This window comes from Sphaerisporangium flaviroseum, from assembly GCF_039537005.1.
Taxonomy (GTDB): Bacteria; Actinomycetota; Actinomycetes; order Streptosporangiales; family Streptosporangiaceae; genus Sphaerisporangium; species Sphaerisporangium flaviroseum.
Map to the genome: position 1 here is coordinate 110,605 of NZ_BAAAZR010000004.1, position 16,652 is coordinate 127,256.

Annotated in this window: 23 protein-coding genes; 17 read left to right on the top strand and 6 right to left on the bottom strand. The window is 69.3% G+C overall.

Going from position 1 to position 16,652, the window contains the following annotated elements:
- Positions 1–128 precede the first annotated feature (128 nt).
- From aceA to ABD810_RS12260, 4 genes are all read left to right on the top strand, one after another.
- A complete protein-coding gene (gene aceA / locus ABD810_RS12245; protein WP_344938094.1) occupies positions 129–1,421 on the top strand; it encodes an isocitrate lyase in 1,293 nt (430 codons plus the stop codon).
- 302 nt (positions 1,422–1,723) lie between these two features.
- Positions 1,724–1,954 carry a hypothetical protein gene (locus ABD810_RS12250; protein ID WP_344938096.1) on the top strand — a complete coding sequence of 77 codons (231 nt, stop codon included), beginning with the start codon at positions 1,724–1,726 and terminating at the stop codon, positions 1,952–1,954.
- A 60-nt stretch (positions 1,955–2,014) separates the two neighbouring features.
- Positions 2,015–2,371 carry a hypothetical protein gene (locus ABD810_RS12255; RefSeq protein WP_344938098.1) on the top strand — a complete coding sequence of 119 codons (357 nt, stop codon included), beginning with the start codon at positions 2,015–2,017 and terminating at the stop codon, positions 2,369–2,371.
- A complete protein-coding gene (locus ABD810_RS12260) occupies positions 2,372–2,587 on the top strand; it encodes a methyltransferase family protein (RefSeq protein ID WP_344938100.1) in 216 nt (71 codons plus the stop codon).
- Positions 2,588–2,635: 48 nt separating this feature from the next.
- Here ABD810_RS12260 and ABD810_RS12265 read toward each other — a convergent pair whose 3' ends face one another.
- Both ABD810_RS12265 and ABD810_RS12270 read right to left on the bottom strand, forming a co-directional pair.
- Entirely contained in the window at positions 2,636–2,854 is a 219-nt protein-coding gene (locus tag ABD810_RS12265) for a DUF397 domain-containing protein (protein ID WP_344938102.1), read from the bottom strand.
- Positions 2,855–2,871: 17 nt separating this feature from the next.
- Positions 2,872–3,723 carry a helix-turn-helix domain-containing protein gene (locus tag ABD810_RS12270; RefSeq protein ID WP_344938104.1) on the bottom strand — a complete coding sequence of 284 codons (852 nt, stop codon included), beginning with the start codon at positions 3,721–3,723 and terminating at the stop codon, positions 2,872–2,874.
- Positions 3,724–3,924: 201 nt separating this feature from the next.
- Here ABD810_RS12270 and ABD810_RS12275 point away from each other — a divergent pair, with 201 nt between their 5' ends.
- From ABD810_RS12275 to ABD810_RS12310, 8 genes are all read left to right on the top strand, one after another.
- On the top strand, positions 3,925–4,233 hold the full coding sequence (locus ABD810_RS12275; protein WP_344938106.1) for a hypothetical protein: 309 nt from the start codon (positions 3,925–3,927) through the stop codon (positions 4,231–4,233).
- A 57-nt stretch (positions 4,234–4,290) separates the two neighbouring features.
- Positions 4,291–4,863, top strand: coding sequence for an ATP-binding protein (locus ABD810_RS12280; protein ID WP_344938108.1), 573 nt, complete (start codon positions 4,291–4,293; stop codon positions 4,861–4,863).
- A gap of 220 nt (positions 4,864–5,083) precedes the next feature.
- Complete coding sequence (locus ABD810_RS12285) at positions 5,084–5,533, top strand: RlpA-like double-psi beta-barrel domain-containing protein (protein WP_344938110.1); 450 nt, start codon at positions 5,084–5,086, stop codon at positions 5,531–5,533.
- 10 nt (positions 5,534–5,543) lie between these two features.
- A complete protein-coding gene (locus ABD810_RS12290; RefSeq protein ID WP_344938113.1) occupies positions 5,544–6,140 on the top strand; it encodes a cell wall protein in 597 nt (198 codons plus the stop codon).
- 9 nt (positions 6,141–6,149) lie between these two features.
- Entirely contained in the window at positions 6,150–6,932 is a 783-nt protein-coding gene (locus ABD810_RS12295) for a MauE/DoxX family redox-associated membrane protein (protein ID WP_344938115.1), read from the top strand.
- 106 nt (positions 6,933–7,038) lie between these two features.
- On the top strand, positions 7,039–7,170 hold the full coding sequence (locus tag ABD810_RS12300; RefSeq protein WP_344938117.1) for a sigma factor: 132 nt from the start codon (positions 7,039–7,041) through the stop codon (positions 7,168–7,170).
- A 15-nt stretch (positions 7,171–7,185) separates the two neighbouring features.
- The gene (locus tag ABD810_RS12305) at positions 7,186–7,545 is read left to right on the top strand and encodes a sigma-70 family RNA polymerase sigma factor (protein WP_344938119.1); all 360 of its coding nucleotides are present in this window, start codon (positions 7,186–7,188) and stop codon (positions 7,543–7,545) included.
- On the top strand, positions 7,542–8,906 hold the full coding sequence (locus ABD810_RS12310; protein ID WP_344938121.1) for a hypothetical protein: 1,365 nt from the start codon (positions 7,542–7,544) through the stop codon (positions 8,904–8,906). The genes ABD810_RS12305 and ABD810_RS12310 overlap by 4 nt, the downstream gene beginning before the upstream one ends.
- Before the next feature lie 15 nt (positions 8,907–8,921).
- Here ABD810_RS12310 and ABD810_RS12315 read toward each other — a convergent pair whose 3' ends face one another.
- From ABD810_RS12315 to ABD810_RS12325, 3 genes are all read right to left on the bottom strand, one after another.
- Positions 8,922–10,472, bottom strand: coding sequence for a serine/threonine protein kinase (locus ABD810_RS12315; RefSeq protein ID WP_344938123.1), 1,551 nt, complete (start codon positions 10,470–10,472; stop codon positions 8,922–8,924).
- A gap of 263 nt (positions 10,473–10,735) precedes the next feature.
- A complete protein-coding gene (locus tag ABD810_RS12320; RefSeq protein ID WP_344938125.1) occupies positions 10,736–11,770 on the bottom strand; it encodes an alpha/beta hydrolase in 1,035 nt (344 codons plus the stop codon).
- A 140-nt stretch (positions 11,771–11,910) separates the two neighbouring features.
- Entirely contained in the window at positions 11,911–12,102 is a 192-nt protein-coding gene (locus ABD810_RS12325) for a hypothetical protein (RefSeq protein WP_344938127.1), read from the bottom strand.
- Positions 12,103–12,242: 140 nt separating this feature from the next.
- Here ABD810_RS12325 and ABD810_RS12330 point away from each other — a divergent pair, with 140 nt between their 5' ends.
- Genes ABD810_RS12330 through ABD810_RS12340 form a run of 3 tightly spaced genes read left to right on the top strand, consistent with a single transcriptional unit; the run spans position 12,243 to position 14,527 of the window.
- Positions 12,243–12,914 carry an ABC transporter permease gene (locus ABD810_RS12330; protein ID WP_344938129.1) on the top strand — a complete coding sequence of 224 codons (672 nt, stop codon included), beginning with the start codon at positions 12,243–12,245 and terminating at the stop codon, positions 12,912–12,914.
- Entirely contained in the window at positions 12,907–13,746 is an 840-nt protein-coding gene (locus ABD810_RS12335) for an ABC transporter permease (RefSeq protein ID WP_344938131.1), read from the top strand. Before ABD810_RS12330 ends, ABD810_RS12335 begins: the two co-directional genes overlap by 8 nt.
- A gap of 4 nt (positions 13,747–13,750) precedes the next feature.
- Positions 13,751–14,527 (top strand): ABC transporter ATP-binding protein, encoded by a 777-nt coding sequence (locus ABD810_RS12340; RefSeq protein WP_344938133.1) that lies wholly within the window; start codon positions 13,751–13,753, stop codon positions 14,525–14,527.
- A gap of 7 nt (positions 14,528–14,534) precedes the next feature.
- Here the strand turns inward: ABD810_RS12340 and ABD810_RS12345 are convergent, their stop codons facing one another.
- Positions 14,535–15,050 carry a hypothetical protein gene (locus tag ABD810_RS12345; RefSeq protein WP_344938136.1) on the bottom strand — a complete coding sequence of 172 codons (516 nt, stop codon included), beginning with the start codon at positions 15,048–15,050 and terminating at the stop codon, positions 14,535–14,537.
- 150 nt (positions 15,051–15,200) lie between these two features.
- On the opposite strand from ABD810_RS12345, the gene ABD810_RS12350 reads away from it, so the two are divergent.
- Both ABD810_RS12350 and ABD810_RS12355 read left to right on the top strand, forming a co-directional pair.
- The gene (locus tag ABD810_RS12350) at positions 15,201–15,779 is read left to right on the top strand and encodes an MFS transporter (RefSeq protein ID WP_344938138.1); all 579 of its coding nucleotides are present in this window, start codon (positions 15,201–15,203) and stop codon (positions 15,777–15,779) included.
- 110 nt (positions 15,780–15,889) lie between these two features.
- Positions 15,890–16,652 (top strand): YcnI family copper-binding membrane protein (locus ABD810_RS12355; protein ID WP_344938140.1); only part of this gene is annotated, 763 nt, incomplete at its 3' end.

A 16,652-nucleotide genomic window follows, 5' to 3' on the forward strand; every position in this document is an offset into this window, starting at 1 on the left:
GTGAATACCGGTGAGTATTTGACCTAAGCGAAATATTTGCGGTTTTTGTCACGATCCACACCTCCCAATCTTGTCCATCCACTCGCACACTCGAAGTAAGCGCCCAGAGGACGCCAAAGGAGTCAAAAATGAAAGATCGCCTCAAGGGAGCTGCAGATGAGCTGCGGCGAGAGTGGGACAGCAATCCGCGTTGGAAGAACGTCGAGAGGACCTATACGGCCGAAGACGTCGTTCGCCTGCGCGGCTCCGTACAGGAGGAACACACTCTCGCCCGGCTTGGCGCAGAGCGGCTGTGGTCTCTGCTCGAGACCGAAGACTACGTGCACGCACTGGGCGCCCTGACCGGCAACCAGGCCGTCCAGCAGGTCAAGGCGGGTTTGAAGGCCATCTACCTGTCCGGTTGGCAGGTGGCGGCGGATGCCAACCTCGGTGGTCAGACCTATCCGGACCAGAGCCTCTATCCGGCGAACTCGGTCCCTGCCGTGGTGCGTCGCATCAACAACGCGCTGCTGCGCGCCGACCAGATCACCTGGTCGGAGGGTGACACCCGGGCCCCGCACTGGATGGCGCCGATCGTGGCCGACGCCGAGGCCGGTTTCGGTGGTGTGCTGAACGCCTTCGAGCTGATGAAGGGCATGATCGCCGCGGGTGCGGCGGGCGTGCACTGGGAGGACCAGCTCGCCTCGGAGAAGAAGTGCGGCCATCTCGGCGGCAAGGTGCTGATCCCGACCGGCCAGCACATCAAGACCCTCAACGCGGCCCGCCTCGCGGCGGACGTGTGCGACGTGCCCAGCCTGATCATCGCGCGGACCGACGCCCAGGCCGCGACTCTGCTGACCAGCGACGTCGACCCCCGCGACCAGGTCTTCTCCACCGGCGACCGTACGGCCGAGGGGTTCTACCGCGTACGCAACGGCGTCGACGCCTGCATCGCACGCGGCCTGGCCTACGCGCCGTACTCCGACCTGCTGTGGATGGAGACCTCCACCCCGGACCTGGACGTGGCGCGGCGGTTCGCCGAGGCGATCAAGGCGGAGTACCCCGACCAGATGCTCGCCTACAACTGCTCGCCGTCGTTCAACTGGAAGCAGCACCTGGACGACTCCACCATCGCCAAGTTCCAGCGTGAGCTCGGCCATATGGGCTACCGCTTCCAGTTCATCACCCTGGCGGGCTTCCACTCGCTGAACTACTCGATGTTCAACCTGGCGCGCGGTTACGCCGAGGAGGGCATGACGGCGTACGTCGAGTTGCAGGAGGCGGAGTTCGGCGCCGAGGCGCAGGGCTACACGGCGACCCGGCACCAGCGCGAGGTCGGCACCGGCTACTTCGACCTGATCAGCACGGCCGTCGCGCCCGACTCCTCCACGGTGGCGCTCAAGGGCTCCACCGAGGCCGAGCAGTTCGCCACCACGCACTGACCGTCCGTCACGGCACCCACCACCCGCGAGCGCCGGCGACCCCCGTAGGTCTCCGGCCCTCGCGAACCCTCAGAACCCGCGGGTTCGTCCGGTAAAGATCCGCTTTGGGCAGCGGCCCCCTCCGGACGAACCCGCGCTTTCTCAGGTTCGGCCCCAAGGATGCGATCGTGCACCATGATCTCCAGACCCTGACAGTTCAGAGTCTCTAGCGGGGCTGGGTCTTCCCGGCGAGAGAACAGAAGCGCCCCACCCTGAGGAAATCGAATGGTAGAAACGACGCACGTCGTGCGACCATCCACCTCATGGAACTCATCGCCGAGGCGATCGAACTCACCAGGAACGCCACCCACCCGGGCGATCACGACCAAGTGTGGGAACTGGTGATGGGGGCCGCGAAGGAACCAGAGACCGCCTCTGAGCGCGGCTTCGCCATGGTGAGGTCGCTCGATCCGGCCCAACGCAAGATCGGCTTTGACTTGCTGGGGTGTCTGGTGCACACCGACGAGTCACTGTCGGGCCGCTCCGAGCCGTAGTCCCCGGCGCGGTGTGGTGGGACCCTGAACCAGGACGCGTCAGGCATTACGTTGTGGGGTATGCCCGTGTTACCCACCCCGCTCGTGGTATCGCTCTACTGCTGGTTCGCGTGGGAAGCGGGCCTCGTCGTGCGTGATCTCATACGGCGCAAGGATCGCCGGAGGCGCGACCGTGGCACCCGTGTGATCGTCTCCCTGTCCCTCGCGGGATCGATCGGGTTGGGTCTCCTGCTGCGCGGATGGGTACCGGCGCTGGACACACCCGCACCGCAGGCGTTCGCCGTGGCGGGAGTCGTCCTGATCTGGGTGGGTCTGGCGGTGCGGGCCTGGGCGGTGCTGACGCTCGGCGGATCGTTCAGCACCTACATCCACGTCGACGCCGACCAGACCGTGGTCACCCACGGCCCGTACCTGTAGGTGCGGCATCCGTCCTACACCGGCCTGTTGCTGATCGCCCTGGGCGTCGGCTTCGGCGCCGGCAACTGGCTGTCCTTGGTGATCAGCGCCGTCCTCCCGCCGCTTGGGCTCCTGCCACGCATCGCGGTCGAGGAGTCCGAGATGAGCCAGGCGCTCGGCGAGCAGTATCGCAGCTACCAGAGAACGACACACCGCCTCGTACCCGGACTGTGGTGACCAACGGCGGGCACGAGCGTGGCCGCAGTCGAGAACCGGCGGCGGCTTCTACTGAAAGTCGAACTCTTCGGCGCGGACGCCGGCCAGGAAGGCGTCCCACTCGGCCCGCGTGTAGACGATCATGGGCCCGTCGGGATGACGACTGTGCCGCACAGCCACCCGCCCACTCCCATCAAGCAACGGACCAGCCTCAACACAGTTAGGGCCACCATCCGGACTGAAGCTACTGATGTGCCACGCTGCTAAGGGGTCGTCCTGAGAGGTCATCGATTCCTCGCCTGAGACTACGCCAACCCGTCGGCGACTTTTTGAATGAACTTGCTCGACTCCGATGGATCCAGTGCGTCCGCTCGGATGCGTTCGAGCTTAAGCATAAACCGGTGTACTTCACTCGTCTTTACGTAAATGCCTCCCCCCGGCGTATCCATGTAGGCCACCTCAGGGTATGGCTCTGACATTTCGAAGATCCTGAAAGCCCCCTCAGGACTTGCGTGCGCGCCGGAGGAAAAGGGCAAGACGCGGATCTCGATGCGAGGACGTTCGGTCAGCGCCGCAAGATGCTCAAGCTGGGCCTTGAGCACGGGTTCACCCCCTTGGCGTCGATGCAGGACGCTCTCATCCAAGATCGCCTCGATGTATGGCGGCTCGGGATCCGTGAGGATTTGCTGGCGAGTGAGGCGGAACCGGATACCAGAGGTGATCTGGATCGGGGACGAGTCGACGATGGCCGTCTGAACGGCTTCCATGTACGGGCGGGTCTGCAGCAACCCTGGAATCACCAGCGCGTCGAACGAACAGATTCGTCTGGCGCGGGACTCGACCCAGGCGTAGTCAACCATGACCTTGGACAGGTCCTCTGAGTAGCCGTCCCACCAACCGCTCTGCCACACCTCCCCCGCCAGTTTGAGCAGACCGTCCCGGCGACGAGCCTCGGTGACACCGTAAAGGTCGAGCATGGCGAGTACGTCCGGGGTCCTGGCGGGATAGATCCCCGCCTCTATTCGGCTAACGGTGCCACCGTCGCGCTGGATGAACCCACCAGCCTCCTTGAGTGTGAGACCGCTCATCTCGCGAAGTTCTCGTAGCTCCCGCCCGAGCCATTGCGCCCGCAAGGTCAGCGCTCGTCTAGCTTTCATAGGTCCTGTCACCCCTTGTCGCGCTTTCGGGTTAGAAATTCCACTTCTGGCCAATACAAATTTGTCTTTCTATGCGATTGACCTCGCATGACTGCCCCAGACATGTCATCTTCAGTGATGGATCGTACACACAGAGTTGCGAGCGCGATGTCGGTCCCAAGCACTGAGGCAATGGACCCGTTCCGGCCAGGAGGTGAGTTCATGAACGCCGACAAACCGGCACGGTGTCCCGAAGACCCGGCGAATGATCTGGCCAGGCTGGTACGGACGCTCAATCGCCGGTTCGAGGGGTGGAGCGTGTGGCATGGCGGAGCGACCGGGCGCTGGTGGGCGGTGGCTCCGCGATGGGGTCATGACCTGGTGGGCCTGGTCGAGGCGGGAACACCGGAGGAACTGGTCCTGCGCATGAACCGGATCGAGCAGTCCTCCCCGTATGCGGCATGCGACCCGTCCACCGACCCTCGCGATCTGCCTGAACCGCCTCCGGCCGGCCAACGCACTCAGCGCTGATCGACCTCTCACGTTCATGGAACGTTCCTCATCACGGTTCCGAAAGGGAAGTATCCGATGATCGCGATGCGTCCTCGCGCGCTGGCCTCGGCCCTCGGCGGCATCACAGCGCTCCTGCGCTCCACCCCCAGGCCCACCCCGGGCTCCGAGCCCACCTCCGGCTCCGCCCTACAGTCCAGTTCGGCTCCGGCGCCTGCCGCCCAGGCGCGACCGCTCTCCGGTTCCGCCGCGCTCGCCGGCCTCGCGACGCTCTCCCATCGGTTCGCGCCCTCGGCCGCGCAGGTGAAACCCGTCCGCGCCTTCGTCGCCGGTCTCCTCGGTGACGAGCATCCCTGCCGGGACGACGCGGTGCTGCTGACCAGCGAACTCGCCGCCAACGTCGTACGGCACGCCGTCGAGCGCGAGTTCCTCGTCTCGGTGGCCTTCCCGGGCACCGGCGTGATGGTCGCGGTCGAGGATGGCGGCTCGTCCAAGATCCCCCACCTGAGACGGCCCGCCGACGACGAGACCGACGGCCGGGGACTCGCGCTGGTCGACACCCTTGCGTCCCGCTGGGGCTTCGAACGCCACCCGACCGGCACCCTGGTCTGGTTCGAACTGGCCGAACCCTTCCGTGACCAGCCACGGTAGACGCAAGAGCAGCCTTGAAGTGCCGATCGCGGGCTCGGTGCGAGCGATGCCCCGGCCCCGACTGGTCACGGCGACGGTGAGCCAGTGTGGCTGGTGCGCGAATTTGGGCATTGACGAAACTTAATTACATGTTATTCATGGATCAAGTCAGGAATTTTCATCACATCAGCACCACCCGTTCGGGGGAAACGTCCGGACCCACCCCCCAAGGAGGACGCGCATGGCGCGCAGCCGGTCCACGAACCCGCCCGTCGATCTACTCGGCCCCGTGCAAGGAGAGGTCTCCTGGTTCTGCTGCGGCACGGCCTGGGGACCGTGCAGCAGCACAGGAAGAGGAGCCTGCGGCACCTGCAACTCGGGGAGCCTGCAACACGCCTGGCCCAACACCTCCGACGCCTGCTGGGCGATCACCCGTCCGGACAGCTGCGGTGTCTCGCTCTCCCGCAGGACCTGCGGCTTCCAGCACCGCACCACCGCGCTGTGCACCGGCGTCAGCGTCGTCACCACCATCGCCGACTGCGGCCCGCAGACCGACCTGTTCTGCGGGGAGCGGAGTTGCTGCGGCGCGACCTGCGCCAGCAACCGGCTGATCGACCTGACCCCGGCCGCCTACAGCAGGATCGCCAGTCTCTCGACCGGTCTGCGCCCCTGCAGTATCTCGGTTCCCTAGGAGGACGACGATGACCAGTAGAAGGCAACTGCTCAAGTCCGCCGTCCTCGGAGGCGGGGCCGGCGTCGTCGCGGCCACAGCGCTCGGATCGCTCGGCCCGGAGGCCGCCTTCGGCGCCGCGCCTCCCCAGGTGGCGCCCGGCACGCCCGACCCCGGCTTCGCCGAGGGCCGTATCCGGTCGATCAAGGACAACACCCTCCTCGTCCTGGGGTCCAACTGGGTGTTCCACACCATCCGCGTGGTCGACGGCACGAGCCTGTGGAAGCTAGGCCCCGTCGCCTTCGACCACGTCAAACCAGGTGACGGGCTCTACGCCCGCGGCGTGCGCATGCCGGACGGGGTGCTCGCCGCCGAGTCCGTGTGGCTCAACATCGTCAACGTCAAGGGCCACATCAAGAACATCACCGATGACCGGCTCCACCTGGACCACGACGACAAGGAGATCCTCTGCCACCGCGTGGCGGGCACCTCGGTCGCCGTGTACTCCGACGCGCCTCCCTCCGCCGACCTGTCGCGGCTGCGCGTGGGCCAGCACGTGCAGGTCCTCGGCGCCTGGCGGCCGGATACCAACGAGGTCGACATCGCCACCGTGTTCTCACCGCATTAGGAGCGGCGGATGTACGGGATCGCGGCGCTCCAGCCGTACGTGATCGGTCTCTTCCTGCTCTGGGCGGGGCTGGTGAAGCTGCTCGGCCGGCGGATGCGGGCGCAGGCCGGGCGGACCGCACTCGCCCGGCTGGTCGGCCCGGCGCGGGCGGTCACCGCGCTCCGCCTGGCCGGGGTGCTGGAGCTCGCGGTCGCCGCCGCGCTGCTGCTGCCCCCCGCCCTGCCGGTGGAGGGCGTGGCCGCCACCGGGCTCTCCATGGGATTCCTGGCGTACCTGACCTACGCGCGCCGGGCGGCGCCCGCCTCGTCCTGCGGCTGCCTGGGCGCCCACTCGCGCCCGGTGAGCACGCGCGGGTTCGCACGAGCCGGCGTGCTGCTCGCCGCGAGCGTCGCGGCGATCTGGGCCGGGCCGCATCCGCCGGCCCCGGCGCTCGCGCTCGCCGGTCTCGCGGAGATCGCCGTCCTGCTGGGGCTGTCTCCCGAACTGGACCGGCACTGGCTCATGCCGCTGCGCCGGCTCCTCGTACGGCTGCGCCGGCCGCTCGCCGTCACCCCCGAGCAGGCGCGGGAGATCCCGCTGGAGGTCTCGTTGCGCCTGCTCTACCTCAGTTCCGCCTACTGCTCCACCTCGGCTCGGCTCCGCTCCGACGTCCAGGAGGCGTGGGACGAGGACGGCGTGCGGTTCGTGGTCTACGCGGCCCACGGCGGGACCGCGGTCTTCGCCGTTCCGCTCGCCGGCGGCGATCCCTCGGCGGTGCGGGTGGCGCTGATAGACGAGCCCGCGCTCACCTGACCGGCTGCTCCCGCGCACCGGCGCGGGAGCACTTGGCCCGTCCGGTGATGCAACACTTCGCCTCTCTGGCCCGTCTTAGCCGGGACGGAAAGAGAGGAACTTACCCGTGGACGACGAACCACGTTTCGAGGACTTCGCCGGCGACCGGGCCGACGCGCTGCTGCGCTACGCGTACGTGCTGACCGGTAACCCCCACGACGCCGCCGACCTGGTCCAGGAGGCCCTGGTACGGCTGTGAGGCTCGTGGTCCCGCGTGCAGCGAAAGCACGACCCTGAGAGCTACGTGCGGACCACGATGACCCGGCTGCACATCAACACCTGGCGCCGGCGGCGGCGCGAGCACCTCGCCTGGGACCCGCCGGAACAGGTCAGCACCGCCGATCCCTTCGCCCAGGCGGTGGACGACGCCGACCTGTGGGACCAGCTCTCCCGGCTTCCCCGGCGGCAGCGTGCCGTGCTGGTGCTGCGCTACTACGAGGAACGCACGGACGCCGAGATCGCGGAGATCCTCGGGATCTCACGAGGAACCGTGAGAAGCCAGGCCTCCCGCGCCCTGGACAAGCTCCGCTCCACCGTCGCCACCACCATGCCCGCCAACGGGAGCGCACGATGACCGACCTCGAAGACGCCCTGAGCCGTACGTTCACCCACGCCGCCGCCCACGCGCCCACGGCACCCGCCGACCTGGTCAGGAAGGTCGGCGAGCGGCACTCCCGCCGGCGGCGCGGCATCGTCGTCGCGTCGGCGGCCATCGTGGCCGTGGTCACGGTGGGATCCACCTTCACCGTCCGCGAGCTGGCCTCCACCTCACCTCCTGCCGGTCCCGCAACCGGGGTGACCGATGCCCCTGCCCCGCCCACCGACGATGCGACCGCGCAGGTGACGGACGCACCCTCAGCGGAGGAATCCCGTCCCGCACAGCAGGACGCCGCCAACAAGCCGCCCCCCATCAAGGAAGTGTGGCCGCAGGCCGTGCACATGCTTCCGGCCACGTTGCCCGACGGCCGCAAATTCGGGCCGCAGCTGTTCCTGGACGACCACACGCTGCTGGTCACGACCGAGTCGAGCTTCGAGAAGGCCGACACGCTGCTCTCCTATGACGTGGAGACCGGCAAGGTCACCGAGGTGGCCCGGATCAAGACTCCCGCCAGAGCCGACATCTTCCCCTCCGACTTCGTGAGCGGCGATGGCCAGGTGGCGTGGTGGACCTCCTCGAAACAGGGTGAGGGGTTCGTCGTGGACATCTGGGCGGTGGCCACGACGGGCGGGACTCCGCACAAGGTCACGTCCATTCCCGGGACGGCGGACATGGGCGGCATCGACCACCTGGAGATCGCCGACGGCAAGGCCACGTGGTCGCTGGTCCTCGGGGGTGGCGTGTACCAGGCCCCGCTCTCAGGCGGCCGGGCCGAGGCGATTCCCGGGACCGAGGGGATGCATCTGATCCAGTGGCCCTGGGCGGGTTCGCCCAGCTTCAGAGAGGTCGCAGAAACCAGCCGGGCCGACGGTTCCGAGCCTTCCGGTGGCACGGGCGCCGCGCAGAAGGCGGAACCGGTGTTCTCGCACCTGCTGAACGTGCAGACGGGCGAGCGCCGTGAGGCGAACCTGGACCTCGGAGAGTCGCCGGGGTCCCGATGGGGCTGTGGCATCACGTGGTGCACGGGATCGACGAGGGAGGGTTCCGTGGCACGCCGTCGCGACGGCTCGGAGGAACGCCGGCTGCCAGGACGGACCGGCGGCATGTCGGAGGCCGCCGCACTGGACCGGATCACCGTGGTGATGACTGACTACCCCCGCGACAAAAGAGGCGTAGCGCTCTACGACCTGGCCACCGGCCGCAGCGGCGACCTGGGCATTCGCCCGGCGAGCAACGGGTCGATGAGCTTCCCCGGCATCATGTCAGGCGCCCAGCGGTTGATCAGCTACCCGCTGAACGGCAAGCTGGCGGTCGTGGACTTCGCGGCGATCAAGTAGCCCGTCGAATACGGGTCAGGCCGAGGGGGTGTCGGTGAGCGTCGGCGTCGGTGTGGGCGCCGGGGACTCGCCGTCACCCCATTCGGGGATCTGGGTGATGCTGACGGTGGGGACCGGGGTCCTGGTCGGCGAGGGAACCTGCGTGGGCTTGGGGTCCCTGGTGGGCTTGCACGGCTTCTCCTTGCCGCGCTTGTTCGTACACGTCGGAGGATCGTCGGCCGGCGGCTGCTGGGTGCTGCGCACGGGCTTGGGCGAGGGCACCCGCGTCTCCCACGGGGAGGGAGGAAGTGGCGAGTCGGTGGACTCGCCGGGCCGCGACATCGCCACGGTCGGCGTGTTCACGAACGCCGGAGGACTGCCGGGCGCCGTCGTGGGCACCCCGCTGGCCGCGACTCCGCTCCCCGAGGTGTCCAGCACCTCGACCGGAACGCGGGAGCCCTCGATCGGCACCACCACGGGCACCCGGTCGGGCCGGTCCACACTCGGGTCGATCCTGGTGCCGCCGGAACCGGCCGCCACGACGGTCGCGGCGGCGATCGACACCGTGGCGAGGGCGGCGAAGCCCGCGTGCGAGGCGTGACCGCGCCGCGCCGCCGAGCGGCGCGCACGCGCCCCCGTCGTCGCCGCGCTCTCCCCCGCGGTGCTCGCGAGCCTCAGGTGTCCCCGGCTCACGGGATACGCGACGGGAACCCAGATCTCCTCCAGCACCGCGGCGACGGCCTCCCGCTGGTCCCAGGCCCGGTCGACTCCCCCGGCCTCCAGCAGCCACCCCAGCAGGACCGCGGCGTCCGGCCGCTCGCCCGGCTCCTTGGCCAGCGCCGCGGACACCGGATCCCACAGCAACTTCGGCACGGAGGACAGACGCGGCTGTTCCACCAGGATGCGCCGGGTCAGCACGTCGGCCTCTCCGGTGCCGAACGGATGATGGCCGGTCGCGGCGTAGGCGACCAGGCATCCCCAGGCGAAGATGTCCGAGGCGGGAATGGCGGGCCCGCCGGTGAGGCGCTCGGGCGCCACCCAGCCGGGGCTGCCCATGATCTGACCGGCCTGCGTGTGGGCGACCGCGGCGTCCAGGTCCCTGGCGATGCCGAAGTCGATGATCCGCGGCCCCTTCGGGGACAGCAGCACGTTGCCCGGCTTCAGGTCACGGTGGACGAAACCGGCCTCGTGGATCGCGACCAGCGCCGCGGCCGCCCCGAGGGCGACGCCGTAGGCGAGGTCGGGGGTGAGCGGGCCGCGCGCGGCGACGACCTGGGACAGGGACGGGCCGGGGATGTACTCGGTGACCAGGTAGGGCCGGTCGCGGTCCGTGCCGTCCTCCAGGACGGCGGCCGTGCAGAACGGCACCACCCTGCGGGAGAAGTCGACCTCCTCGGTGAACCGCGCCCGGAGCGTCGGATCGCTCAGGTGGACGGCATGAGGCGTCTTGAGCGCGACCAGGCCGCCCTCAGGGCGCTCGGCCAGGTACACCACGCCCATTCCACCGGCGCCGAGACGGCCGAGCAGAAGGTAGCGCCCGATGATCACCGGGTCGCCGACCGTCAGCGGCCGAACGCCTGGAGGCATCCCGCTGGGGACGCCTGCTCCGCCACGTGCCATCCGGAGGTGACCTCTCTTCGAGAAGTACGGCACAGGCCACTTTGTCCCTCCCGAAGGGCATTCGGCGTGAACTAGTTCGAAGCGGCATGGGAGGTAAGGCGAATGATCCCTCAAGGTAAGGAACCGATGTGTCTTATGTGACTGTATGGACCGGTGTGACGATCCGGTCACGCTACGCGTCCGCCATCACCCTCCACATCCGGTGGGTACCACCGCGCGAGCGGGGCAGGTCAGGCGGCGGCCGAATCGGGCTCCGGACCGGCGACCGAGGCCAGAAGCGGCTCGGTCGCGGGGGACGAGGCCGTGCCGGCGGCCGAGACCTCGACGGCGTCGAGGAAGCGCTGAATGTGGCCGAAGACCAGTCGCGCCTCCGGCACGACGTCCGCCAGGATCGCGAACACGTGCGGCATGCGGTGCCACTCCTCGTAGGTGACCTTCACCCCCGCGTCACGGGCCCGCAGCGCCACCCGGCGGCCCTCGTCGCGTAGCACCTCCGTGGACCCGGTGACGACCATCATCGGCGGCAGGCCCGTGTAGTCCCCGTACACCGGGGAGACCAGCGGGTCCCGGCAGTCGAGCCCGGCCGTCCACCGGCGCGCGAGCCAGTCGACGCGGCCCGCGGGCAGCATCGGGTCGAGCCACCGGTTCACCGTGCGGCGACCGTCCGACAGATCGGCCCATGGCGACAGGCAGACGGCGGCCGACGGCAGCGGCAGGCCGTGGTCGCGCAGCGACAGCAACGTGGCGAGGGTCAGGTGGCCACCCGCCGAGTCGCCCGCCAGCAGGATGTCGGAGGACGCGTACCCCCGGTCGAGCAGGCCCCGGTAGGCGGCGAGGGCGTCGGCCAGCGACTCGCTCAGCGAGTGGACGGGGCCCTGGCGGTAGTCCACGGCCAGCACCGGGCGGCGTGCGGCCGCCGACAGGCGCCAGGTGATGGGCCGATGGGTCGCCGGGGAGCAGAAGAAGTAGGCGCCGCCGTGGAAGTAGAGCAGTACCTTGCTCTCGTCGATGTCACTTCCGGCGCGCACCCACTCCGACCCGAAAGGGTGGGCGTCCTCCTTGACGATGGAGACACCGGGCGGAGCCGGGAGGGGGATCCGCTCGCCCAGGGCGACCAGCCGCGAGACGAGCGTCATGCCGACCGTGTGTCTGAGCAGGAGCGCCGAAAGGGGCTTCGTCGTGCCGCGCAACAGGCCGTTGAGGGCGCTGGCACGCCAGCTCATCGGATAGACGGGACGAATGTCCACATCGATGTCCTGCTGCATGCGCCCCTCCATGAGCAGCCGTGCCGAACTTTGTTCTATCTACGGACTCGTATACTCCGGTTTACATGCCTGTTACACACTTTGTCGAGAGGTGACCGGAACATTTGACCTGGTAGGGGCACATAAGGGGCCGCCGTGGATCAGCTCACGTTGCGGCGGATCTCTCCCAGGAACCGGACCAACTGCTCGCGCTCGGCGGCGTCGAGGGTGCGCAGGGCCCGCTCGCTGAGCCGCAGCATCTCCTCGGCGATCACGCTTTCGAGCTCGGCCGAGGTCCGCGCGGGTCCGGCCGCGTACGAGCGGCCCGGGGCGCGGCTGGTTACAATATCCACTCCGCCGTCTGTGGAGGTGCTCGGCCTTCCTGCTCTATCTGACGATCCTCAGGTACGGTTTCCGCCGCCACGCCACCTACCGGGCCGCCGCCCTCGCCGGCGCGTTCACCAACACGATCTTCGGGGTTCTCCGCGCGTACGTGCTGATCGCACTGTGGCAGGCCCGGCCGGGCCTCGGCGGATACGACGTCGTCGACGCGGTCACCTTCTGCTTCCTGACCCAGGCGTTCATCGGCCCGATGGAGGTCTTCGGCGGCGGGCTGCAACTGGCCCAGCGGGTGCGCACCGGTGACATCGCCCTCGACCTGGTCCGCCCGGCGTCCCTGCAGCTCTGGACCCTCGCCGACGATCTCGGCAGGGCCACGTTCCTCTTCCTCGCAAGGAGCGTCCCGCCCACGCTGGCCGGGGCCGCGCTCTTCGGCATCCACCTCCCCACCCACCCGCTCACCTGGGCGGCCTTCCTCGTGTCGATGTTCCTCGGGGTCGTGGTGAGCTTCGGCGTGCGCTACCTGGTGGCGCTGTCGAGCTGCTGGATCGTGGACGACCGGGGCGTCCAGTCGCTGTCGCTGGTCATGATGACCTTCTTCAGCGGCATGACCCTGCCCCTGGTCCTGTTCCCCGGCTGGCTCGGCACGCTGGCGCAGGCGCTGCCGTGGGCGGCGATGGTGCAGGTGCCGGCCGACGTCTACCTCGGCAAGCGCGGCTTCCTCGGGGCCCTGGCCTTCCAGGGGATGTGGGCGGCGGTCGTGCTCGGCGCCGGCGCCCTGGTGACCCGGTCCGCACGCCACAAGGTGGTGATCCAGGGTGGTTGACGACCATCAGCGATCCGCGAGTGGGGCGGCGCAGATGATCGACATGGTGCGAAGTTACGTCCTGCTGGCGCTCACCTGGATACGCGCCGCCGCGCAGTATCCCGTGTCGATGGCCCTGCTCCTGATCGGCTCCTTCGTCGTCACCGCCCTCGACATCGCGGCGATCGCGGTCGTCTTCGTCCACACCGGCACCCTCGGCGGCTTCACCCTGCCCGAGGTGATGTTCCTGTACGGCACCGCGGGCATGTCGTTCGCGCTCGCCGACCTGCTCTTCGGGAACGTGGACAAGCTCAGCCAGCACGTCCGTACCGGCGCCTTCGACGCGATGCTGATCCGCCCGGTGAGCCCTTTCGTGCAGATGGCGGTCGACCGGTTCACCTTCCAGCGGTTCGGCCGCACGGCACAGGCGGCGACCGTGCTCGGCATCGCCCTGACCCGCCTGCACGTGCCGTGGGAGCGGGCATGGATGATCCCGCTCATGGTGATCTGCGGAGTGGTGCTGTTCACCTCCCTGTGGACGCTGGGCGGGGCCCTGCAGTTCCTGCTGACCGACGCGCCCGAGGTGGCCAACGCGTTCACCTACGGGGGCGGCCAGCTCACGCAGTACCCGCTGAGCGTCTACGGGAGCGACCTGGTACGGGCGGTGACGTTCATCGTCCCGCTGGCCTTCGTCAACTGGCAGCCGGGACTGTTCGTCCTCGACCGGCCCGACCCGCTCGGGCTGCCTTACTGGCTGCGCTTCCTCGCCCCGGTCGCCGCGCTCACGCTGGCCTGCCTGGCGGCGTTCGCGTGGCGCGCCGGGCTACGCCGCTACCGTTCGACGGGGAGTTGACCACATGATCGAGCTCGAAGGCGTCGGCCGTTCCTTCACCGTGCGGCGCAAGGCCGGGAGGCTGCGCCGCGACACCCACGTCGTCCACGCCGTGCGCGACCTGTCCTTCGAGGTGACCGCCGGGGAGTTCGTCGGCTACCTGGGGCCGAACGGCGCGGGCAAGTCCACGACGATCAAGATGCTGACCGGGATCCTGTCGCCCACGACCGGCCGCATCCGGGTGGCGGGCCTCGACCCCTCCCGGCGCCGTACGGCGCTCGCGCGGCGCATCGGCGTGGTCTTCGGGCAGCGGACGATGTTGTGGTGGGATCTGCCGCTCAAGGACAGCTTCACCTTGATCCGGCACCTTTACAAAGTAGATCCGGTGCGGCACCGGAACCGGCTCGCCGAGCTGTGCGACGTGCTCGACCTCGGCGGGTTCCTGGACAAGCCGGTCCGCCAGCTCAGCCTCGGGCAGCGCATGAGGGGCGATATCGCGGCGGCCCTGTTGCACGACCCCGCGGTGCTGGTCCTCGACGAGCCGACCATCGGCCTGGACGTGGTGAGCAAGGCGGCGGTGCGCGGCTTCCTGCGGCGGCTCAACGCCGAGCGGGGCACCACTGTGCTGCTCACGACGCACGACCTCGGGGACATCGAGCGGCTCTGCCGCCGGGTCATGCTGATCGACCATGGCAGCCTGGCCTTCGACGGGACCGTCGAGGAGCTACGGGCCACCGCCCCGGACGAGACCTCCATCGAGGACGTCGTCACCCGGCTCTACACCCGGGCGGTCCAGTCCTGAGTGCCGGTCAGTAGTAGCCGCCGCCCGCGGGCTGGGCGGGGGGCTCCTCCTCGTAGACCTCCTCCAGCTCCCGTTGACGGCCGGCCCAGCGGGAGGGCATGAGCACGGGGATGAACAGCGCGATGCCCAGCATCGCGAAGATCCCCATGCCCAGCAGTTCCTGCATGCCCTTGCCCGACTGGACGATCATCGGGTTCATCGAGGGGTCGACCGGCGCCAGGCCCAGAGCCCTGTTCACGTCGAGCGCGTAGATCACCGTCCACGCCAGCAGCGCCATGGAGGGGACGAACGTCGCCAGGGGCGAGACCCTCCCCGCCATGACCAGGCCGAGGATCAGGCCCGCCACCAGCATTGCGGCCAGGCCGATGAGCGCCTTGGTGTCCCTGACCGGATCGACCGCGCTCGCGGCGCCCGCGGCGACGCTGGTCATCCCACGGTACGCGTCCTGGGACGCCCAGCCGGTGCCGGCCAGAAGGATCGCCGTCACCACTACACCGAGCAGCAACCCGAGAAAGTGCCGCATATGGTCACCACCTCGCCCTTTACGGAACAGGAACGCGGGCAACAGTAGCGACAAAAAAGGCGAAGCGGCAGACGTCGCAACGAGACGGTCGGATTGCGGCCCGACCTTTCGTGACGGGCACGCCCCCGGCATGACACCATGTGGGGCGTCATGCGCGCCAACCTCCCCCTGCGCCTACTTCGGTCGGCGGCCTTCACGGTCGTCTGTGTGACGCTCGCCGTGCTCGGCCACCGTGCCGCGGGCGGGCCGGGCCCGGGGTCGTGGGCGATGGCGGCCGGCGGCGCCACGGTGACCGTCCTGGTGGCGCTGCTCGCCGGGTGCGAGCGCTCGCCCCAGACGATCATCGGGTTCCTCATCGGCACGCAGGTGTTCCTGCACCAGCTTTTCGGCGTCTCCGGGAGTGCCGGCTCTCCCCTGAGCATCCACCTCTCCCACGGGCAGGGGCTGGGCGCCGACCTCGGCATGGTGGTCGCCCATCTCACGGCCACGCTGATCACCGGCTGGTGGCTGGCCCGGGGCGAGTCCGCCCTGTGGTCGGTGCTGCGCACGCTCGGCACGCTCGTGGTGCGCAGGCTGCGTCACCTGCTCGCCCTGCACGGCGAGTGCGGGACCGGTCCCGCACGGCCCGGCCTCCGTCCTTCCCCCCACCCGATTCCCGCCCTCTCCCGGCGGGAGCTCCGCCACACCGTCAGCAGGCGCGGTCCTCCACTTCCCGCCGCCTCCCTCTGACACCCTCGCGAGCCGCCGCGATCCGCCGGCCTGCCCCTCCGGCACGCCCGGATCAGCCTCGGCGTGGCTCGCGATCTCCGGCTTTCTCACCGATGAAGTGGAGTTCCTCGATGTCGTTACGCTCTGCCGGCCGTCGTGTGGCCGTCGTCACCGCCGGCGCCCTCGCCGTCACCGCCGCACTCGCCCTTCCCGCCCTCGCCCACGTCACCATCAACCCCGGAACGGCGGAGAAGGGCGGGTTCACCAAGGTCGCCTTCCGTGTGCCCAACGAGCGGGACAAGGCCTCGACCACCAAGCTGGTGATCGACCTTCCGGCGGACCACCCGCTGCCGTTCGTCTCGGTGCGCCCGGTTCCCGGCTGGAAGGTGAAGATCACCGAGAGCAAGCTGCCCAAGCCCGTCACCTCCAAGTACGGCGAGATCACCGAGGCCGTCACGAAGATCACCTGGAGCGGGGGCACGATCGAACCGGGCCAGTTCCAGGAGTTCGAGGTCTCGATGGGCTTCATGCCCGAGGACACCGACCAGTTGCTCTTCCCCGCGACCCAGACCTACTCCAACGGCGAGGTCGTGAAGTGGGACGACGAGCCCAAGGCCGACGGCTCGGAGGCCGAGCACCCCGTCCCGGCGCTCAAGCTGGTCGCCGCGGCGGGCAAGGACTCCCACGGGGCGGGCGCCGCGTCCGCGAGCCCAGGCGTCTCCGCGACGCCGGCGCAGGCGGTCAAGGCGCGCGCCGACGAGCATGACGACGGGGGCGCGGGCCCGGCCTCCGACGGGACGGCGCGGCTGCTTGCGGGCGTCGGCATCGCCGTCGGCGTGGCCGGCGTCGCGACCGGTGTCGCCGGCCTGCGCCGCGGCCGCCGGACCCCGCAGG

Bases quoted from the DNA above. Each gene is read 5' to 3' on its own strand.
- aceA (WP_344938094.1), top strand. From the start codon at position 129: ATGAAAGATCGCCTCAAGGGAGCTGCAGATGAGCTGCGGCGAGAGTGG.
- ABD810_RS12250 (WP_344938096.1), top strand. From the start codon at position 1,724: ATGGAACTCATCGCCGAGGCGATCGAACTCACCAGGAACGCCACCCAC.
- ABD810_RS12255 (WP_344938098.1), top strand. From the start codon at position 2,015: ATGCCCGTGTTACCCACCCCGCTCGTGGTATCGCTCTACTGCTGGTTC.
- ABD810_RS12265 (WP_344938102.1), bottom strand. From the start codon at position 2,854: ATGACCTCTCAGGACGACCCCTTAGCAGCGTGGCACATCAGTAGCTTC.
- ABD810_RS12270 (WP_344938104.1), bottom strand. From the start codon at position 3,723: ATGAAAGCTAGACGAGCGCTGACCTTGCGGGCGCAATGGCTCGGGCGG.
- ABD810_RS12275 (WP_344938106.1), top strand. From the start codon at position 3,925: ATGAACGCCGACAAACCGGCACGGTGTCCCGAAGACCCGGCGAATGAT.
- ABD810_RS12280 (WP_344938108.1), top strand. From the start codon at position 4,291: ATGATCGCGATGCGTCCTCGCGCGCTGGCCTCGGCCCTCGGCGGCATC.
- ABD810_RS12285 (WP_344938110.1), top strand. From the start codon at position 5,084: ATGGCGCGCAGCCGGTCCACGAACCCGCCCGTCGATCTACTCGGCCCC.
- ABD810_RS12290 (WP_344938113.1), top strand. From the start codon at position 5,544: ATGACCAGTAGAAGGCAACTGCTCAAGTCCGCCGTCCTCGGAGGCGGG.
- ABD810_RS12295 (WP_344938115.1), top strand. From the start codon at position 6,150: ATGTACGGGATCGCGGCGCTCCAGCCGTACGTGATCGGTCTCTTCCTG.
- ABD810_RS12310 (WP_344938121.1), top strand. From the start codon at position 7,542: ATGACCGACCTCGAAGACGCCCTGAGCCGTACGTTCACCCACGCCGCC.
- ABD810_RS12315 (WP_344938123.1), bottom strand. From the start codon at position 10,472: ATGCCTCCAGGCGTTCGGCCGCTGACGGTCGGCGACCCGGTGATCATC.
- ABD810_RS12320 (WP_344938125.1), bottom strand. From the start codon at position 11,770: ATGCAGCAGGACATCGATGTGGACATTCGTCCCGTCTATCCGATGAGC.
- ABD810_RS12340 (WP_344938133.1), top strand. From the start codon at position 13,751: ATGATCGAGCTCGAAGGCGTCGGCCGTTCCTTCACCGTGCGGCGCAAG.
- ABD810_RS12345 (WP_344938136.1), bottom strand. From the start codon at position 15,050: ATGCGGCACTTTCTCGGGTTGCTGCTCGGTGTAGTGGTGACGGCGATC.
- ABD810_RS12350 (WP_344938138.1), top strand. From the start codon at position 15,201: ATGCGCGCCAACCTCCCCCTGCGCCTACTTCGGTCGGCGGCCTTCACG.